16 protein-coding genes are annotated in these 18,571 nt (G+C 71.0%); 11 read left to right on the forward strand and 5 right to left on the reverse strand.

From position 1 onward, the window contains the following. The first annotated feature begins 25 nt into the window (after positions 1-25). Both ABZU76_RS18805 and ABZU76_RS18810 read left to right on the forward strand, forming a co-directional pair. Positions 26-904 (forward strand): TIGR03564 family F420-dependent LLM class oxidoreductase, encoded by an 879-nt coding sequence (locus tag ABZU76_RS18805; protein WP_354870979.1) that lies wholly within the window; start codon positions 26-28, stop codon positions 902-904. 33 nt (positions 905-937) lie between these two features. Beyond that, positions 938-2,086 (forward strand): glycosyltransferase, encoded by a 1,149-nt coding sequence (locus tag ABZU76_RS18810; protein ID WP_354870981.1) that lies wholly within the window; start codon positions 938-940, stop codon positions 2,084-2,086. Between the two features lie 49 nt (positions 2,087-2,135). On the opposite strand, the gene ABZU76_RS18815 is transcribed toward ABZU76_RS18810, so the two are convergent. From ABZU76_RS18815 to ABZU76_RS18825, 3 genes are all read right to left on the reverse strand, one after another. Further along, complete coding sequence (locus tag ABZU76_RS18815; protein WP_354870984.1) at positions 2,136-2,921, reverse strand: purine-nucleoside phosphorylase; 786 nt, start codon at positions 2,919-2,921, stop codon at positions 2,136-2,138. Beyond that, positions 2,918-3,343, reverse strand: a complete 426-nt coding sequence (locus ABZU76_RS18820; RefSeq protein ID WP_354870987.1) for an ABA4-like family protein — start codon at positions 3,341-3,343, stop codon at positions 2,918-2,920. The genes ABZU76_RS18815 and ABZU76_RS18820 overlap by 4 nt, the downstream gene beginning before the upstream one ends. A gap of 124 nt (positions 3,344-3,467) precedes the next feature. Beyond that, on the reverse strand, positions 3,468-4,418 hold the full coding sequence (locus ABZU76_RS18825; RefSeq protein WP_354870990.1) for a hypothetical protein: 951 nt from the start codon (positions 4,416-4,418) through the stop codon (positions 3,468-3,470). Positions 4,419-4,581: 163 nt separating this feature from the next. Between ABZU76_RS18825 and ABZU76_RS18830 the strand changes: the two genes are divergently transcribed. Continuing rightward, entirely contained in the window at positions 4,582-5,208 is a 627-nt protein-coding gene (locus tag ABZU76_RS18830) for a MerR family transcriptional regulator (protein WP_220247362.1), read from the forward strand. A 4-nt stretch (positions 5,209-5,212) separates the two neighbouring features. Here the strand turns inward: ABZU76_RS18830 and ABZU76_RS18835 are convergent, their stop codons facing one another. Further along, a complete protein-coding gene (locus ABZU76_RS18835; RefSeq protein WP_354871583.1) occupies positions 5,213-6,928 on the reverse strand; it encodes a serine/threonine-protein kinase in 1,716 nt (571 codons plus the stop codon). Between the two features lie 209 nt (positions 6,929-7,137). Here ABZU76_RS18835 and ABZU76_RS18840 point away from each other — a divergent pair, with 209 nt between their 5' ends. The 5 genes from ABZU76_RS18840 to ABZU76_RS18860 all read left to right on the forward strand — a co-directional run bounded on the left by ABZU76_RS18840 (position 7,138) and on the right by ABZU76_RS18860 (position 14,678). After that, the gene (locus ABZU76_RS18840; protein WP_354870992.1) at positions 7,138-9,003 is read left to right on the forward strand and encodes a methylmalonyl-CoA mutase subunit beta; all 1,866 of its coding nucleotides are present in this window, start codon (positions 7,138-7,140) and stop codon (positions 9,001-9,003) included. An 82-nt stretch (positions 9,004-9,085) separates the two neighbouring features. Next, the gene (scpA, locus tag ABZU76_RS18845; protein ID WP_354870995.1) at positions 9,086-11,254 is read left to right on the forward strand and encodes a methylmalonyl-CoA mutase; all 2,169 of its coding nucleotides are present in this window, start codon (positions 9,086-9,088) and stop codon (positions 11,252-11,254) included. A 3-nt stretch (positions 11,255-11,257) separates the two neighbouring features. Continuing rightward, positions 11,258-12,253, forward strand: a complete 996-nt coding sequence (gene meaB, locus ABZU76_RS18850) for a methylmalonyl Co-A mutase-associated GTPase MeaB (protein WP_354870998.1) — start codon at positions 11,258-11,260, stop codon at positions 12,251-12,253. Between the two features lie 608 nt (positions 12,254-12,861). Then, complete coding sequence (locus tag ABZU76_RS18855; protein WP_220246288.1) at positions 12,862-13,176, forward strand: hypothetical protein; 315 nt, start codon at positions 12,862-12,864, stop codon at positions 13,174-13,176. 200 nt (positions 13,177-13,376) lie between these two features. Then, positions 13,377-14,678, forward strand: coding sequence for an amidohydrolase (locus tag ABZU76_RS18860; RefSeq protein WP_354871000.1), 1,302 nt, complete (start codon positions 13,377-13,379; stop codon positions 14,676-14,678). A gap of 396 nt (positions 14,679-15,074) precedes the next feature. Here the strand turns inward: ABZU76_RS18860 and ABZU76_RS18865 are convergent, their stop codons facing one another. Further along, on the reverse strand, positions 15,075-15,527 hold the full coding sequence (locus ABZU76_RS18865) for a gamma-glutamylcyclotransferase (protein WP_220246290.1): 453 nt from the start codon (positions 15,525-15,527) through the stop codon (positions 15,075-15,077). Between the two features lie 131 nt (positions 15,528-15,658). Between ABZU76_RS18865 and ABZU76_RS18870 the strand changes: the two genes are divergently transcribed. The 3 genes from ABZU76_RS18870 (at position 15,659) to ABZU76_RS18880 (ending at position 18,513) form a co-directional block, all read left to right on the forward strand. Next, entirely contained in the window at positions 15,659-17,062 is a 1,404-nt protein-coding gene (locus ABZU76_RS18870; RefSeq protein WP_220246291.1) for an NAD(P)H-quinone dehydrogenase, read from the forward strand. A gap of 109 nt (positions 17,063-17,171) precedes the next feature. Then, positions 17,172-17,633: a hypothetical protein gene (locus tag ABZU76_RS18875; RefSeq protein WP_354871586.1), complete on the forward strand. Its 462-nt coding sequence runs from the start codon at positions 17,172-17,174 to the stop codon at positions 17,631-17,633. A 232-nt stretch (positions 17,634-17,865) separates the two neighbouring features. After that, on the forward strand, positions 17,866-18,513 hold the full coding sequence (locus ABZU76_RS18880; RefSeq protein ID WP_354871003.1) for a hypothetical protein: 648 nt from the start codon (positions 17,866-17,868) through the stop codon (positions 18,511-18,513). Positions 18,514-18,571: the final 58 nt, after the last annotated feature.

An 18,571-nucleotide genomic window follows, 5' to 3' on the forward strand; every position in this document is an offset into this window, starting at 1 on the left:
GTGGTACCCCACTTAGGAGGATCAAGTGGAAATCGGGATCGCGGTCGGGGATCTGCGGGGTCCGACCGGGGCCGTGGAGCTGGTCGAGCAGACGCGGGTTGCGGCAGGCGCGGGGTTCGCGACGGCGTGGGTGAGCCAGGCGCTGGGGTGGGACGCGATGGTTGCGTTGGGTGCGCTCGGGCCGGTGCCGGGAATCGCGTTCGGGACGGCCGTCGTGCCGGTGCCGCAGCGGCATCCGCTGGTGCTGGCCGGGCAGGCGCTGAGCGTGCAGGCGGTGACGGGCAACAGGCTGACGCTCGGAGTCGGGGCGGGGATCGCGGGAATGGTCGGGTCGATGTTCGGGCTGCCGGTGGACCGCCCGGCGCGGCGGATGCGGGAGTACCTGGAGGTGCTGATTCCGTTGCTACGAGGGGAAAGTGTCGCGTTTTCCGGGGAGACGCTCACGGCTTTCGGATCCGTGGCGGTGCCGGGTGCGCGGCCGCCGTCCGTGGTCGTGGCGGCTCTCGGGCCCGCGATGTTGAGGGTCGCGCGGGAGCTGGCCGACGGCACGGTGACGTGGCTCGCGGGGCCGAAGACGTTGGGGGAGCACGTGGTTCCGTCGATCGGGAAGGCGGCCCGCGTGATCGCCGCGCTGCCGGTGTGCGTCACAGCCAAGGAAAGCGGTGTGCGGGAGCGGATTTCGGCGGATTTCGCCTTGGCGGCGCAATCGCCGGAATACCGCGCGGTGTTCGACCGTGAGGGCGTGGCCGGGGCGGGTGACGTCGCAGTGGTGGGCGACGAGGACGCGGTCGCCACTCAGCTCGGCCGGCTGCGCGACGCCGGCGTGACCGAATTCTTCTTTTCGCCCCAAGGATCCGCCGCCGAGCAACAGCGGACGGTGGAAGTCCTTGCGGAATTCACCTGACGGGGCGGCACACAAGTCGCTACCGTCGCAGTGGTGCGACTTGTGTTCACCTCCCTCGCGTCCCACGGTCACCTCTACCCCCTGATCCCGCTCGCGGTCGCCGCGCGCGGCGCCGGGCACGACGTCGTCTTCGCGACAGCGGAGGACTTCCATCCGGTGCTCGAAAAGGCGGGCCTGCGGCCGGAGAAGGCCGGCCTGACGATCTACGACGCGTTCGCCTCGAAGTACGCCGGCGATCCGGCGCAGCGCCGGCGGGAGGCGTCGGAGGAGGAAATGACCGAGGTCATCGGCCAGGTGTTCGGCCGCGTGCTGCCCGAGCGCTTCGTCGCCGACCTCGGCGCACTGTTCGAGCGCGAGCGGCCCGACCTGGTGATCTACGAGGTCGGCAACTCCGGCGGCGCGTTCGCGGCCAGGAAGGCCGGCATCCCGGCCATGGGCCACGGCTTCGGGCGCGTCTCGGCCGACGGGCTGATGACGGAGATCCGCGGCGCCCTCGACGACTACGCCGCCGAACTCGGCATCACCGGCGGAGACCGGCCTTCGTGGGGCAACCCGTTCGTGGACATCTGCCCGCCGTCGGTGCAGTCGCCCGAGTTCATCGCGCGCGCCCGGAGGCTGCCGTTGCGGCCGGTGGGCTGGAGCGAGCCGGGCGACCTGCCCGCGGGGGTCCTGGACCACGGCCGCCCGCTCGTCTACCTCACGCTCGGCACCACGCCGATGAGCCAGGCGCACATCCTCACCGCGGCGATCACCGGGCTCGCGGCGCTCGACGTCGACGTGCTGGTGGCGACCGGACCGTCGGTCGACGTCGCTTCACTCGGCGAGGTGCCGGCCAACGTGCGGCTCGAAGCGTGGGTGCCGCAGTCGGAACTGCTGCCGCACGTCGACCTCGTGGTGCACCACGGCGGCAGCGGCACGACGATGGGCGCGTTTTCCGCCGGGGTACCGCAGCTCGTGTTGCCGCAGGGCGCCGACCAGTTCACCAACGCCGAAGCCGTCGCCGGGTCCGGCGTCGGCGAGCGACTCCTCGGCGACGCGGTGACGGCCGACGCGGTGCGGGAGAGCGCGCGGCGGCTTCTGGCCGACTCGGCGGTGGCCGACGCCGTGCGGGCGCTGGCGGCTGAGGTGGCGGCGATGCCGTCGCCGGACGAGGTAGCCGCGCAGCTGCCCGACTACGTCTGACGACGGGTGAAGGGCACCTCGCGTTCGAGGTGCCCTTCGCAGCACGTCGTCACGCGCGGGCGATGAGCTCCTTGAGCAGCGAACCCATGCGCGTGGCCGCCTGGCGGCCGGCTTCGAGGACCTCTTCGTGGTTGAGCGGCTCGCCCGTCATGCCGGCGGCGAGGTTGGTGACGAGCGACAGCCCGAACACCTCGACCCCGGCGGCGCGGGCCGCGATGGCCTCCAGAACCGTCGACATGCCGACGAGGTCCGCGCCCATCGTGCGCAGCATGCGGATCTCGGCGGGCGTCTCGAAGTGGGGGCCGGTGAGGCCGGCGTAGACGCCTTCCTCCAGCGAGCCGTCGATCTCCTTCGCGACGCCGCGCAGGCGGGCGGAGTAGAGGTCGGTGAGGTCCACGAACTTCGCGCCGACGATCGGCGAGCGGGCTGTGAGGTTGAGGTGGTCGGAGATCAGCACCGGCTGCCCGACGCTGAAGCCCTCGCGCAGGCCGCCGGCCGCGTTGGTGAGCAGCACGGTGCGCGAGCCGGCCGCCGCGGCGGTGCGCACGTTGTGCACCACCGGGTCGATGCCCTTGCCCTCGTAGAAGTGCGTGCGGCCCAGCAGCACCAGCGCGCGCTTGTCGCCGATCTTCAGCGACCGGACGGTCCCGCCGTGCCCCACGGCGCCGGGAGTGGTGAAACCGGGCAGCTCGCCGAACGGGATCTCCGCCTCGGCCGTCCCGATCACGTCCGCGGCCGGGCGCCAGCCCGAGCCCAGCACCACGGCGATGTCGTGCTTCTCGACGCCGGTCCGCTCGGCGATGGCGGCCGCGGCCGCTTCCTCGTGGTTGGTCATGGCGCCGAGCGTATCCGGGCACTGCGCAGCGCCAGGAACACCACCAGCCCGAACGGAGACAGGAAAATCGTCAGCACCAGCACCGGGCTGACCTGCCGCCACGGGATCCCCCGCTCGCGCGCCTCGAAGAACATCCACCGCCCGAGGAACAGGTCGAACGCGATCAGCTGCGCCCACAACAACGCCGCCCCCGCCGACGACCCCGCAAACGCTTGCAGCAGGGCGAGGTCCGGCCGGCTCACCGCCTGCCACAGCTCCCCGAAGTGCGGGATCGCGATGGCGAAGTAACAAGCCAAGGGTAGCAACGGCACCCACGGCGACGCCATGATCTGCCGCGTCCGCCGCCACGTGGGGGCGAAGATCATCAGCGCCCAGAACGGCGTCGCGAGGGGGAAGGTCCAGGTGAACAACTGCTGGGTCATCGCACGAGCTCCCGATGGGGTGGGCGGCCAGCCGACTGCGCGGCGGCCCGGCCGGGGCGCCGCCGCGGAGTGCGGGCGCCGAAGGACGGCTCGCCCCCGCTGCCGACGGTGACTGCGAGCGCGGTCATCGCACGAGCTCGCGGATCGGGCGGTACACCGAGGCGAAGCCGCCCAGCGCTACCGCGGCGAGCAGGGCGCCGGCGGCCGCGAGGGTCGGGGCGCTCGGGTGGATCAGCGACTCGCCGCGCAGCGCCTGCCAGGTCACGAGGCCGACGAGGCCCGCGTAGCCGAATGTCGCGACCCATACCAGCCGGACACGAACTGCACTGTCGCGAAGGCGCGGCACCCGAGTGGCGAGCAGGCCCAACCCCAGGGCAACCAGCGGCAGCAGCTGCAGCGCGTGCATCCCGGTGAAGTGCGGGATCCGCAGGTCGCCGCCGGTGGTGCTCCAGCCGAGGATGGGCAGGCCGGGGCCGCCGTCGGGCACGCCGACGCTGTGGGCGCCCACGAGAGCTGACACGCCGGTCGCGTTCAACTCCTGCCGCTGCGCGGCGGTCGGGCCCGTCATGAGGGCGCCGAGGCCGATGCCGATGAGCGAGATGACCGCGCCGGTACGGACGGCCCAGTGGGTGGCGCGGTCTTCGAGGCGCGTGAACATGAGGAGCACGGTGAGCACGAGCGTCGCGATCCAGATGGTGGCGACCATGCCGCCCATGAGCTGGAACAACGTGTTGTCCAGGGGCGTCGCGTTGTTGAAGTGGCTCGGCCGGCCGCGCACCGCCTGGAAGACCATCACCACGTACTCGGCGGCGAACAGCACGATCACCACGGTCGTGGCGACGTGCGCGGTCCGGCGGAAGCGGGGCAGCAGCGACACCAGCCAGCCCCACGTGAAGAAGTACAGCGCACCCGAAATGGCGAACTTCAGCAGCTTCGCCCACACGGGCGCGCCGAGCACCGTGCGCTGGTCCACCACCATCGCGACGACGCAGGCCAGCGCGGTGACGACGAGTCCCGCCGCGAAGAGCGTGGACGGCCGATGCCAGGTGTTCGTTCGGCTCGGAAGCAAGGTCATGATGTCCTCCCAGGATGGATAGTCATAGTATCCATTATGGGAAGCTAGACTATCCAAGCTGAGAAGTCCTCAGGGTTATCCCTGAAATAACCAGAGTCCTGAGATGACCCGAGTCCCGAACCAACCCGAGTCCTGAGTTCAAGGAGTTGATGCGGCCGTGCGGATGGCCGAACTGAGCGCCGAGTCCGGCATGCCGGTCGCGACGATCAAGTACTACCTGCGCGAAGGCCTGCTCCACCCGGGCGAGCGCACCAGCCCCAACCAAGCGCGCTACGGCGACGAGCACGTGCAGCGCCTCAAGCTCATCCGCGCGTTGCTCGACGTCGGCGGCCTGTCCGTGGCCACCGTCGGCGGCGTACTCGCGGCCATCGACGCGGGCGAGCCCACCAACGACGTCCTCGGCGTCACCCAGCGCGCCCTCGTGGGCGGCACGTCCGACGTCGACGACGAGGCCCGCGCGTGGGCGCTGGACCTGCTGGAAAAGCTGACCGCCGCCCACGGCTGGAAGTTCGCGCCCGAGCACCCCGCGGCGCCCGGGCTGATCACCACGCTGTGCACGATCCGCGCGCTCGGTCACCCCGCGCTGCTCGACCGCATCGAGGACTACGCCACGCTCGCCGACCGCATCGCCGAGGTCGACCTCGACACGCTCGCCGCCCATCCGTCGCTGGACCGGATCGTGGAGGCGGCCGTGGTCGGCACCGTGCTGGGCGACCGGCTGTTCGCGGGCCTGCGCCGCCTCGCGCAGGCGGCCGAGTCGGGCCGGCGTTACCCGGACGGCCTGGGCTGAGGCCCTACTGGTCGCCCGGGAACGACAGCGTCTGCTTGATCCGGTCCCACGTTTCGCCGCCGTCGGGCTCGATCTCCGGCGGCACGGTGAGCGAGACGGCCCACAGCGACTCGCCCGAGGTCTTCAGCAAGGCGAAGGTCGTGCGGGTGATCGAGGAATCGGGGCCCCTCTGCGCGGAATCGCCGTGCTCCACGGTGCGGTAGATCATCTCGGTCCCGGCGTCGGTCTGCACGGGGACCTTGGCGAACGCGAACCCGCCCGGGTCCGCTGAGGCCCGGAGACTCCCCTCGTAGGCCGCGACGTCGTGCTTCTTGAGGAAGTTCGGGAAGCGTTCGATGCGCAACGACTGGTGCCCGTCCGGCGACACGTACTGCACGACCGTGGACGCGCCGACGCTGTTCGAGGACCGGCCGGCGATGAAGCGCTGCCAGCCTTCCGGCACTGAGATGACGTACTCGGTGTCGCGCGTGGAATTGGCTGTTTCGCTCGCGTGGCCGCGCTGCTGCACCAGGTTCACGTCCTGCGGTGGCGGCACCGGCGCGCCCGGCGCACCGGCGGACGCGGCGCTGCCGGCGGGCGGGATCAGCGACTGCCCGCTGATCAGGCGCGCCAGCGCGAACCCGCCGATACCGGCGACGAGGAACAGCACCACCGCCGCGACGGCCAGCAACGCCGACGCGCGCGGGCTGCGTCGCCGCGAAGCAGAAGCAACCGGAGCGGCGACAACAGGAGCCGGAGCCGCGCCCTGCCGCAGGAACGGCAACGGACCCGGGTCCGCCGCCAGTGCGCCACTGGCCTCCGACTTCTTGTCGGTCGGCGCCACCGTCTCCAAGACCTGGGTGTCGGTCGCGTCGAGCTGCGCCGAAGTCTTCTTCCCGTCCGGCGTGCGGAACAGCTCCGGCCCGAACAGGTCGAGCGCCGTCTTGCCCTGCAACGGGTACAGCCGGTGACGCACCTCGCGCAGCGAGATCCGCTTCTCCGGTTCCTTCTTCATCAACGCGGCGATCACGTCGGCCAGCGGGCCCGGCTTCGGCTTGGGCACCGAGCCGTTCACGACCTTGCCGACTGTCTCCAGTGGATCGCCGTCCGCGTCGTACGGCGGCGCGCCCTCGACGGCGGCGAACAGCGTCGCGCCCAGGCCCCACAGGTCGGCCGCCGGCGTGACCGCGCCACCCGACGCGACCTCCGGCGCGATGTAGGCGGGCGAGCCGAGCATGATCCCGGTGCGCGTCATCGTGGCTTCGGAGACGTTGCGCGCGATGCCGAAGTCGGTGAGCTTGATCCGCCCGTCGCCGGCCACGAGCACGTTGCCCGGCTTCACGTCGCGGTGCGTAATGCCCGCGTCGTGCGCCGCTTCGAGCGCGGCGGCGACGGCGATGCCGACGGCGGCCGCCTGCTCCACGTTCAACGGCCCGTGGTCGCGCAGGATGTGCGCGAGGCTGCGTGACGGCAGCAGCTCCATGACCACGAACGGTTCGTCGTTGTCGCGCGCGACGTCGTGAAGGATGATCACGTTCGGGTGGGACAGCACCGCGATCGCGCGCGCCTCGCGCAGCGTCCGCTCACGCAACTCGTCCGCTTGCGACGCCGGGACGCCCGGCGGCAGCTTCATCTCCTTGACGGCCACCGGCCGGTGGAGGAACTCGTCGTAGGCCGACCACACCGTGCCCATCGACCCCGAGCCGAGCACGGATCGCAGCCGGTAGCGTCCGGCGACCACACGGGACTGCGGCTCGGCTGCGCTCGACTGTGCTGGGCTCGGCTCTTCCTTCGAGGAGGACACCCCCTGATTGTGTCGTAAGACAGCGACACTCTTCGACCCAGTGTGCAAGACCTGCCCACCCGTGTTCCGCCGATACCCCTGAACACTCTGGTGGGGCGACTAGAGTCACAGGTGCCGGCACTGGCGTGCCTCTACCATCACTGGGTATGACGAACGTGGCTGGGCCGGAGTCGGTGCCGATCTCCGAACCCGAGCTCGCGCTGGCGGCCGGGTTTCCTGCCGCCGACCGGGCCCGGTGGCAGGAACTCGTGGCGGGAGTGCTGCGCAAGAGCGGCCGCCTGCCGGAGGACTTCGCGGGGGCGCCCGAGAGCAAACTCGTCACCCACACGTACGACGGCATCGACATCCAGCCGCTGTACACGCGTGAAGACGCCGCCGGCGAGCCCGGCTACCCGGGGCTGCCGCCGTTCGTTCGCGGCGCGCGGCCCGAAGGCGTGATCGGGACCGGGTGGGACGTGCGCGTGCGCCACCTGCGGGCCGACGCCAAGGCCACCAACACCGCGATCCTCGCCGACCTCGAAGGCGGCGCCACGTCCGTGTGGCTGCGCGTCGGTGGCGAAGCGCTCCCACTCGGCGCGCTGGCCGACGCGCTCAACGAGGTCTACGTCGACCTCGCGCCGGTGGTCCTCGACGCCGGGGCGGAGTACGCCGCCGCGGCCGACGCTCTGCTGGACGTGTTGGCCGAGCGTGAAATTCCGCCCAGTGAGGCCGTCGCCGTGCTCGGCGCGGACCCGATCGGCGTCGGCGCGCGGACGGGCGAAGCGCTGCCTGTCGCCCCCGCCGCCGAGCTGGCCGCGCGCGTCGCCGCGAAGTACCCGAAGGTGCGCACGCTCGTGGCCGACGGCCTGCCGTTCCACGAGGCCGGTGGTTCCGACGCGCAGGAGCTGGGCGCGACGATCGCCGTCGGTGTCGCGTACCTGCGGGCGCTGACCGAAGCAGGTCTGGACGTCTCCGCCGCGGCCGCGCAGCTGGAGTTCCGCCTGGCCGCCACGGCCGACCAGTTCCTCACCATCGCCAAGTTCCGCGCCGCCCGCCGGCTATGGGACCGCGTGCTCGAAGTTTCGGGTGCGCCCGCCGGCGCGCGTGGTATGCACCAGCACGCCGTGACCTCGCCCGCGATGCTGACTCAGCGCGACCCGTGGGTGAACATGCTGCGCACCACCGTCGCGTGCTTCGCCGCGGGAGTCGGCGGCGCCGACGCCGTGACCGTGCTGCCGTTCGACTCCGCGATCGGCCTGCCCGACGCGTTCTCCGCGCGCATCGCCCGCAACACCAACGCGGTGCTGCTGGAGGAGTCGAAGCTGGGCAGCGTGATCGACCCGGCCGGTGGCTCCTGGTACGTCGAGCAGCTCACCGACGAGCTGGCGAAAGCCGCGTGGACCGAGTTCACCGCGATCGAAGGCGCGGGCGGCATCGAGGCCGAGCTGGCGTCGGGCGCGTTGGCCGCGCGGCTGGCCGCGACGTGGGACAAGCGCGCGAAGCGCCTGGCCACGCGCCGAGACCCGATCACCGGCGTGAGCGAGTTCCCGAACCTGGCGGAGAAACCCGTGACCAGGGAATCGGTGAGTTCCACTGTGGACGGTGGCCTGCCGCGCCACCGCTACGCCGAAGCGTTCGAGCAGCTGCGCGACGCCTCCGACAAGTACCTGGCCGAGCACGGCGAACGGCCGAAGGTCTTCCTCGCCACGCTCGGTCCCGTCGCCGCGCACACCACGCGCGCCGGGTTCGCCGCGAACCTGTTCCAGGCCGGCGGCCTCGAGGCCGTGAACCCGGGGGCGACCGACGACCTGCCCGCTGCGTTCCGGGAAAGCGGTGCGCGCATCGCGTGCCTCTGCGGCACCGACGCCGCGTACGAAGAACAGGCGGCCGACGTCGCCGCGTCGCTCGGCGCCGAGAAGGTGCTGCTCGCGGGCAAAGCGAGCTACTCCGGCGTGAGCGGCAACGTCTTCGCCGGCTGCGACGCGCTCGAAGTCCTGACCGGCATCCACGTACAGCTGGGAGTGTCCGCATGAGCGCGGCTTGCAAGCGAATCATCGGTATTCATGCCGGCGCCTCTGGGCCAGCCGGCGTGCAACTCCTCATGGAGGCGTCGGCATGAGCATCCCGAATTTCGCCGACGTCCCGCTCGGCACCCCCGAGCCGGGGGACCGCGCCGCGTGGGCGCAGGCCGTGCAGGACGCCACCGGCAAGGCTCCCGACGCGCTGGCCTGGGAGACGCCCGAGGGCATCGGCGTGAAGCCGGTGTACACGGCCGAGGATCTGTCCGATGTGGACTTCCTGGGCACCTACCCGGGCATCGCGCCGTTCCTGCGCGGGCCGTACCCCACGATGTACGTGAACCAGCCGTGGACGATCCGCCAGTACGCCGGGTTCTCCACCGCGCAGGAGTCCAACGCCTTCTACCGCCGTAACCTCGCGGCCGGCCAGAAGGGCCTGTCGGTGGCGTTCGACCTGGCCACCCACCGCGGCTACGACTCCGACCACCCGCGCGTGTCCGGCGACGTCGGCATGGCGGGCGTGGCGATCGACTCGATCTACGACATGCGCCAGCTCTTCGACGGCATCCCGCTCGACAAGATGAGCGTGTCGATGACGATGAACGGCGCCGTGCTGCCGGTGCTCGCGCTGTATGTGGTCGCGGCGGAGGAGCAGGGGGTGAAGCCGGAGCAGCTCGCGGGGACGATCCAGAACGACATCCTCAAGGAGTTCATGGTCCGCAACACCTACATCTATCCGCCGCAGCCCTCGATGCGGGTCATCTCCGACATCTTCGCGTTCACCTCGCAGCACATGCCGAAGTACAACTCGATCTCGATCTCCGGCTACCACATGCAGGAGGCCGGGGCGACCGCCGACCTGGAGCTGGCGTACACGCTGGCCGACGGCGTCGAGTACATCCGCGCCGGCGTCGACGCGGGGCTGGACGTGGACAAGTTCGCGCCGCGGCTGTCGTTCTTCTGGGCGATCGGCATGAACTTCTTCATGGAGGTCGCGAAGCTGCGTGCGGCTCGGCTGCTGTGGGCGAAGCTGGTGAAGCAGTTCGATCCCAAGAGCGAGAAGTCGCTTTCGCTGCGCACGCACTCGCAGACGTCGGGCTGGTCGCTGACCGCGCAGGACGTCTACAACAACGTGGCGCGCACCTGCGTCGAGGCGATGGCCGCGACCCAGGGCCACACGCAGTCGCTGCACACCAACGCGCTCGACGAGGCGCTCGCGCTGCCCACCGACTTTTCCGCGCGCATCGCCCGCAACACGCAGCTGCTGCTGCAGCAGGAGTCGGGCACGACGCGGGTGATCGACCCGTGGGGTGGCAGCGCGTTCGTGGAGAAGCTGACGTACGACCTCGCGCGCAAGGCGTGGGGCCACATCACGGAGGTCGAGAGCGCGGGCGGCATGGCGCGCGCGATCGACGAGGGCATCCCGAAGCTGCGCATCGAGGAGGCCGCCGCGCGCACCCAGGCGCGCATCGACTCCGGCCGCCAGCCCGTGATCGGGGTGAACAAGTACCAGGTCACCGACGACGAGCAGATCGACGTGCTGAAGGTCGACAACGCCGGCGTGCGCACGCAGCAGCTGGAGAAGCTGCGGCGGCTGCGTGAGGAGCGTGACTCGCAGGCCACGGAGGACGCGTTGCGCCGGCTGACCGAGGGTGCTCGGGGTGATGGGAACCTGCTCGCGCTGGCCATCGACGCGGCTCGCGCGAAGGCCACCGCCGGCGAGATCTCCGACGCGCTGGAGAAGATCTGGGGCCGCCACTCCGGGCAGATCCGCACGATCTCCGGCGTCTACCGGGAAGAGGTGGGGAAGTCGGACAACGTCGACAAGGCGCGGGCGCTGGTCGAGAAGTTCGCCGAGAACGAGGGGCGCCGGCCGCGCATCCTGATCGCGAAGATGGGCCAGGACGGCCACGATCGCGGCCAGAAGGTGATCGCCACCGGCTTCGCCGACCTGGGCTTCGACGTCGACGTCGGCCCGCTGTTCTCCACGCCCGGTGAGGTCGCGCGGCAGGCGTCGGAGGCCGACGTGCACGTGATCGGCGTGTCTTCGCTGGCCGCCGGGCACCTGTCGCTCGTGCCGGCGCTGCGCCACGAGCTGGCCGAGCTCGGGCGGTCGGACATCATGGTCGTCGTGGGCGGCGTCATCCCGCCGCAGGACTACGACGAGCTTCGCGCCGCCGGTGCCGCCGCCATCTTCGGGCCCGGCACGGTCATCGCCGACGCGGCGATCGGCCTGCTGGAGCAGCTCGCGCACCAGGAGTCCTGAGCCTTGCCTCGCAGGATCGACGTCGCCGCCTACGCGAAGGGCGTGCTCGCGGGCGACCGCGGCACCCTGTCCAAGGCGATCACGCTGGTCGAGTCGCACCGGGCGGACCACCGGGCGCAAGCGCAGGAGCTGCTCGTCGAGCTGCTGCCGCACGCCGGGGGCGCCCAGCGGGTCGGCATCACGGGCGTGCCCGGTGTCGGCAAGTCGACCTTCATCGACCAGCTGGGCACGGACCTCACGGCGGCCGGCCACCGCGTCGCCGTGCTCGCCGTGGACCCGTCCTCCACCCGCACGGGCGGCTCGATCCTCGGCGACAAGACGCGCATGTCGCGGCTGGCCGTGGATCCCCGCGCCTTCATCCGCCCGTCTCCGACGTCGGGGACGCTGGGTGGAGTCGCGCGGGCCACCCGCGAGACGATCGTGCTGATGGAAGCCGCGGGCTTCGACGTGGTGCTGGTGGAGACCGTCGGCGTCGGACAGTCCGAGGTCGCGGTGGCCAACATGGTCGACTCCTTTCTGTTCTTGACGTTGGCCCGCACGGGCGACCAGCTGCAGGGCATCAAGAAGGGCGTGCTCGAACTGGCCGACGTCATCGCCGTGAACAAGGCCGACGGCCCGCACACCCGCGACGCCGCCCGCGCCGCCCGCGAGCTCTCGGGCGCACTGCGGATGATCTACGGCAAGGACGCACCGTGGACGCCACCCGTGCTGACCTGCAGCGCACTGGAAGGCTCCGGCCTGGACGAGGTGTGGGCGACCATCGGCCGGCACCGCTCGCTGATGCAGGAGTCCGGTGAGCTTTCCAGCCGCCGCCGCCAGCAACAGGTCGACTGGACCTGGTCGATGGTGCGGGAGCAGTTGCTGGACCGGCTGACGTCGCACCCTTCGGTGCGGGCCCAGGTCTCGGACATCGAACGCGCGGTCCGCGACGGCGAACTGACGGCGACGCTGGCGGCGGAGCGGATCTTGACGGCGTTCGGGGAGCCAACGGACGGCTGAGCTGTCTTTTGTGGCAGACAGCCCTCGCCCGGCAGACAGCCCCCGCCCTCCCTTGGGGGGCGTCCCCATCCCAGTCTATCGGCCCCTGACCTTGAAAAACGGCCGAAACGGAATCTGTGGACAACTCGGCCCACCGCGAGTGCCCTGTGGACAAAAGGAGAGCCGCCACCGGCCAACCCGTCGATGGCCGCGGAGCCGCGGCCCGCCTTCCCTGTGGATGACTGCGGAGCCGCCGCTCCCCATCCCCGCAGATGACTGCGGAGCCGCCGCCCCCATCCCCGCAGTCATCTGCGAAGCCACTACCGCCAACCCCGCAGATGACCGCGAAGCCACCACCCCCCAACCCCCGTTCGAGCAGCCGAGGCCACAAAAGGCCCGCCGAACCCACCCTCGGTGGCCCACCGGCCCCGTTCGGCTGACGAACGGTCCCCCGAAGTGACTTTGGTCTGACCTCATGACCGCTCCACGCTCCGTGACGACCGGTCACCGTGTGGAGATGCGGTCGGCGGGCGGTGGCGCGGGCTGAACGGAGCGTCTCCTCCGCGTGGCGGCTGACGTCGCGGCCGTTCGGCGGGCAGAATGCGACGCAGTGCCGTAGAAGGGATGTCATGGCGAAGGTGCGGGGACTGCTGCTGGTCGGCCTGCTGGGCGCGTTGTTCTACTGCGCGGCTCCGGCTCAGGCGGCCGTCGTCGAGGCGCCGGCTCAGGCTCAAGCCCAGGTCCAAGCGCAGACCGCGGCACCTGCGGAAGCGCTGCTCCCGGCCCCGCAGCAGGCGGCGCCGGGCCCGGTGCTGGACCCGACGCAGACCGACAAGGCCAACGCGCAGAAGACGCGGAACAAGCTGATCGCGGGCGGTGTCGCCGTCGTGCTGCTCGCCATCGTGTTCTTCGGGCGGCGGAAGCGTAAGAAGGGCAACGGCTGAATCGGCCCGGTTCACCCTGACCGAATTTCGTCGGGCCGTTCAACGCAGATCCGGTACCGGCCGTCTCGGGTCCCCCGTCGCGGGGCGCGGCTTGCCACCTGCATGGTGCACGATCATCTGCAAATGCGTACGACAGAGCGAACGGCACGGTGCGGGTCCCCAGGCGCGACCCGTGTTGCGGTAGCGGGAGGAGGTGCGGCGTGACTGTGCTTGACTCACGTCCGGACGTTCCAGGTGACCCCGAGGGTCGCATGGCCAACCCGATCGAGGCGCCCACCGCGCTGATCACCGAAGCCGGCGTCAGCATGGCACCTGTGGACGATCTCGGTGCGGGGCGTGGCCCGTTCTGGCTGGACGACTGGCTGCGGGCCAACATCACCGACGTGCTCGCGTGGCGCCGCCACATCCACGCCCACCCGGAGCTGTCGCGGCACGAGTTCGCGACCACGGAGCTGGTCGTGTCGCTGCTGCGCGCCGTCGGGCTCAAGCCGTGGGTGCTGCCCGGCGGCACCGGTGTGGTGTGCGACATCGGCCAGGGCGAACGTTGCGTCGCTCTCCGTGCCGACATGGACGCGCTGCCGCTCACGGAGGACACGGGTCTGCCGTATGCCTCCACCACGGAAGGCGCGGCCCACATGTGCGGGCACGACGCCCACACCGCCATCCTGCTGGGCGCGGCCCGCGCGCTGGCCGGCGCTCCCGAGCTGCCCGGCCGCGTGCGCCTGATCTTCCAGGCCGCCGAGGAGGTCATGCCCGGCGGCGCGCTGGACATGATCGCGGCGGGCGCGCTCGAAGGCGTCGAGCGGATCTTCGGCCTGCACTGCGACCCGCGACTGGAGGTCGGCAAGGTCGGCACTCGCGTGGGCGCGCTGACCTCGGCCGCCGACCTGATCGAGCTGCGCCTCACCTCGCCCGGCGGCCACACGTCGCGGCCGCACCTCACCGCGGACCTCGTGTACGCCCTGGGCACGGTCATCACGTCGCTGCCGTCGGTGCTGTCGCGCCGCGTCGACCCGCGCTCGGGCACGGTGCTCGTGTGGGGCGCGGTGCACGCCGGCCAGGCCGCCAACGCGGTCCCGCAGGACGGCGTGCTGCGCGGCACCCTGCGCACGGCCGACCACGAGGTGTGGACGGCGCTCGAACCGCTCGTCGCGTCGTCCGTGGAGTCGCTGCTCGCGCCCACCGGCGTCGGCTTCTCGCTCGACTACCGCCGCGGCGTGCCCCCGGTCGTCTCCGACCCGGAGTCCACGGCGCTGCTGCGCGCGGGCGTCGAAGCCGCTCTCGGGGAGCAAGGCCTGGCCGGCACGGAGCAGTCCTCCGGCGGCGAGGACTTCGGCTGGTACCTCGAGCACGCCCAGGGCGCGTTCGCCCGCCTCGGCGTGTGGCCCGGCCCGCCGGCTCCTCAGGCCGACATCCACCGCCCCACCTTCACCCTTGACGAGCGGGCGCTGATGGTCGGTGTCCGCACGCTGGTCCATACCGCGCTGGCCGCTCTCGCCTGAGTTGTCCACAGCCTCACCCGCTTGAGTTATCCACAGCTCGGCCGAGCTGTGGATAACTCAAGCGGGTGGTTTTTGCGTCCAGGCAAAGCCCTGTGAACACCGTTTTCACCCGGTCTCGTGAACCCTCATCGAGCCGTCGGGCCGCCTATTCACAGCGGGTGATCAACGGCCGCCCAGGCACTTCCGGGAAAGTGGTTGAAACGGGCGGTTTTACCTACACCCCAACGGGTCCACGCCGCCTATAAGCACCTTTGACAACTCGCACGACGGCCGCAAAACAAAGCGTCGCAAGCAGAAAACGTGAAGCCGTGTCAGAGCTTTACCGACTGATGGTGAACACCGTTCATGATGCCCAGGTCGGCGCGTAAATCCGCCGAGTTGTCCACAGGGCTGTGGTCAGCCGGTGATCCCGGAGCACGGCCGGGTGCGCAGGTCATCCACATAGTCGGCGGGGGCTCCGGCGGCCTCGGCCGCGTCGGCGAGCACGCCCAGGTAGCGCGCGGACGGCAGGCCGCCCTCGTAGGCGTCGAGCACGTACAGCCAGGCGAGCACCGAGCCGTCCATGGTCTGGACCCGCAGGCGGATCTTGTTGTGCATGCCGAGCTCGCCGCCTTCCCAGCGGTCGAGCCCGGTCTCGTCGAGCGAGGTCACGTCGTAGAGCACCACGAAGACCCGGGAGGCCGGGTCCTCGACGATGGTGGCCAGCGCGCCTTCCCAGCCGAGGTCCTCGCCCCCGAAGGTCAGCCTCCAGCCCTCCAGCCAGCCGGTGCCGGCCATCGGTGCGTGCGGGGCGCGCTCCAGCATCTGGGCGGGCTCCATGTTCGATCCGTAAGCGGCATACAACGGCACGGGCGACAGCCTAGCGACCCGCTCAGCGCACGAGCCGATGCACATGCCGTGTCCGGCCACTTCGCTTGGCGACGGACCCCTCCGCGTACCGTTGGACCCACCGGCCACACGCGTATCGAGGAGGACCTCAGGTGACCAGGATCGTGATCATGGGCGGGGGCCCGGCGGGTTACGAAGCCGCCTTGGTCGCCGCGCAGCACGGCGCCGACGTGACGATCGTCGAGCGTGACGGCCTGGGCGGCGCTTGTGTCCTCTACGACTGCGTTCCGTCGAAGACGTTCATCGCGTCGTCCGGCGCGCTGGCGAAGATGCACGACCTCGGTGAGCTGGGCATCAACACCGATCTGGCCGACACGAGCGTCGACCTGCCGACCGTCCACGGCAGGGTGAAGGGCCTCGCGCTCGCGCAGTCGGCCGACATCCGCGCCCGCGTGCAGCGTGAGGGCGTGCGCGTGATCAACGGCACCGCCAGCTTCTGCGACGAGGAGCCGGGCCTCGCGACGCACAAGGTCGCCGTGACCCACGCCGACGGCACCACAGAGGCCGTGGGCGCCGACGTCGTGCTGATCTCCACCGGCGCCACCCCGCGCGTGCTGCCCGGCGCCGTGCCCGACGGCGAGCGCATCCTCGACTGGCGCCAGCTCTACGACCTCACCGAGCTGCCCGAGCACCTCGCCGTGATCGGTTCGGGTGTCACCGGCGCCGAGTTCGCGTCGGCCTACACCGAGATGGGCGTGAAGGTCACCGTGGTGTCCAGCCGCGACCGCGTGCTGCCCCACGAGGACGCCGACGCCGCCGCGGTGCTCGAAGAGGTCTTCTCGCAGCGCGGCACCACCGTCGCGAAGCACGCACGCGCCGAGCGCGTGGAGCGCACGGAGAAGGGCGTGGCCGTGCACCTGGCCGACGGCCGCGTGATCGAGGCCAGCCACGCGCTGATGACCGTCGGGTCCATCCCGAACACCGCCGACATCGGCCTCGACCGCGTGGGCATCGAGCCCGGCCCCGGGGGGTTCATCACCGTCGACCGCGTGTCGCGCACCAGCGTGCCCGGCATCTACGCGGCGGGTGACTGCACCGGCCTGCTGATGCTCGCGTCGGTGGCGAGCATGCAGGGCCGCATCGCGATGTGGCACGCGCTGGGCGAGGGCGTCGCGCCGATCAAGCTGAAGACCGTGGCCGCCAACGTGTTCACGCACCCGGAGATCGCGACCGTCGGCATCAGCCAGCACGCCATCGACTCCGGCGAGGTGCCCGCGCGCACGATCATGCTGCCGCTGGCCACCAACGCCCGTGCCAAGATGGAAGGCCTGCGCCGCGGTTTCGTGAAGCTCTTCTGCCGCCCGGCCACGGGTGTGGTGGTCGGCGGTGTGGTCGTGGCGCCGTCGGCGAGCGAGCTGATCCTGCCGATCGCGCTGGCCGTGCAGAACCAGCTGACGGTGGACCACCTGGCGCTGACGTTCTCGGTGTACCCGTCGTTGTCGGGCTCGATCACCGAGGCGGGGCGCCAGCTGATGCGCCACGACGACCTCGACTGATCCCGGTCGATCTGGTTCGGACAGTTTTTCCATTCCCGCGCAACCCCACGTGGCTCGCCGCGTCTTGTGCGGTGACAGGCTGATGACTGAGCGGGACAAGGGGCCGAGGGTGCGCAAGAGGGCGGTTTTCGTTGCGGCGGTGGCGATCGGGACGGTCGCCGTGGCCGGACAAGCGGTGGCGGCGACCGGAGGGCCCGCGGCCGCGCCCGCGCCGGCCGTGACCGTGCAGTTGAACCAGGACACGGCGGCCCTGCACGGGCTGGTGAACCACTTCCAGCGCGGCGAGCCCAACGTCGCCCTAGCCGACTGCCCCGGCGCCAAGGCCGGCTCGACCACGTTCAGTTCGCCCGTGCTGAAGTTCGGGAACTACGACTTCGGGCCCTTCATCGGCGTACGCGCCACCGTCTCCGCCGACGCCGACCTCGTGTCCGGCACCGCCGCCGGCGACTACCCGCTCACTGTGGCGTGTGGCGGAAAGACCTACGACGCCACGTTCACCGTGCCGGCTGCCCAGGTGGCGACGGTTCCTGCGGGCGCCGCGAAGGCGGGCGACGGAAGCCTCGCCGAATAGCGCATCCAGACCCACTGAAAAGCCGCCGGGAACCATATCCGGCGGCTTTTTCGTGTGCACCGACCCGAGTTCTCGGCGTGCTCGAATCGTTACCCTGATTGACAACTCGGTGCAGGTCAGAGACGTCTTCATGGTGTCGGAGGAGCACGGCCGCGCGGCAGGGGGAACTGTACGCGCGGGGTTGTGGAATCCGCTGTTCTCCGTTGGGGAAAATCAGTTGAGGGGAAACTCCATGAAACGCATTGCAGTTTTTTCGTCGATTCTCGCGGCCGGTCTGCTCACGGCCGCGCCGGCCTTCGCGGCCGAGTCCACCGCGCCGACCACGCCCGGGCAGCCGACGTCGAGCACCTCGACGCCGGTCCCGCCCACGTCGGACAAGCTCACGCCGCCGACGGGCGAGCACCGGCCGCCCAAGCCGTCGCTCACGGTCCTGCCACGCGCGGCCAGAGCCGGTGACTCGGTCACGGCGCGCGTGGTGTGCCCGCCGGAGACGAGCATGAAGCTGTCTTCGCCGGTGATCACGTTCGGGGAGCTTCACGCCGTCGGGACGGAGCAGCCGCTCGAGACCGCGTACGTCTACCAGACGCCGGCCGACGTGAACAAGAACGCGAAGCCGGGGACCTACACCGTCACGTTCCTCTGCGGCAAGGCCAAGCTCGCGCAGAGCTTCAAGGTCCTGCCGGCCAAGGACGCCGTGGTGACCACGCCGACGACGCCGAAGCAGGTCACCAAGGTGCCGGTGGGGGCGCCGCAGACCGGTGGCACCGACGGTCCCGTCGACGACTCGTCGTCCGGGCTCGCGGTGGCCGCGGGCGCGATGGGCGTGCTGGCCCTCGGCGGCGCGGGCATGGTGCTGGCGCGGCGCCGCTCGCGCGGCTGACGAAACCCGGTCGCCGGAGGGGAGTCGCGGCCCCTCCGGCGACCGCGCTCGGTCACCT

This window comes from Amycolatopsis sp. NPDC005232 (genome assembly GCF_040607795.1).
Lineage (GTDB): Bacteria > Actinomycetota > Actinomycetes > Mycobacteriales > Pseudonocardiaceae > Amycolatopsis.

Coding starts and splice junctions, on each gene's coding strand:
- ABZU76_RS18825 (WP_354870990.1), bottom strand. CDS start 4,418: ATGACCTTGCTTCCGAGCCGAACGAACACCTGGCATCGGCCGTCCACG.
- ABZU76_RS18855 (WP_220246288.1), top strand. CDS start 12,862: ATGGCGAAGGTGCGGGGACTGCTGCTGGTCGGCCTGCTGGGCGCGTTG.
- ABZU76_RS18840 (WP_354870992.1), top strand. CDS start 7,138: ATGACGAACGTGGCTGGGCCGGAGTCGGTGCCGATCTCCGAACCCGAG.
- ABZU76_RS18830 (WP_220247362.1), top strand. CDS start 4,582: ATGGCCGAACTGAGCGCCGAGTCCGGCATGCCGGTCGCGACGATCAAG.
- scpA (WP_354870995.1), top strand. CDS start 9,086: ATGAGCATCCCGAATTTCGCCGACGTCCCGCTCGGCACCCCCGAGCCG.
- ABZU76_RS18880 (WP_354871003.1), top strand. CDS start 17,866: ATGAAACGCATTGCAGTTTTTTCGTCGATTCTCGCGGCCGGTCTGCTC.
- ABZU76_RS18820 (WP_354870987.1), bottom strand. CDS start 3,343: ATGACCCAGCAGTTGTTCACCTGGACCTTCCCCCTCGCGACGCCGTTC.
- ABZU76_RS18815 (WP_354870984.1), bottom strand. CDS start 2,921: ATGACCAACCACGAGGAAGCGGCCGCGGCCGCCATCGCCGAGCGGACC.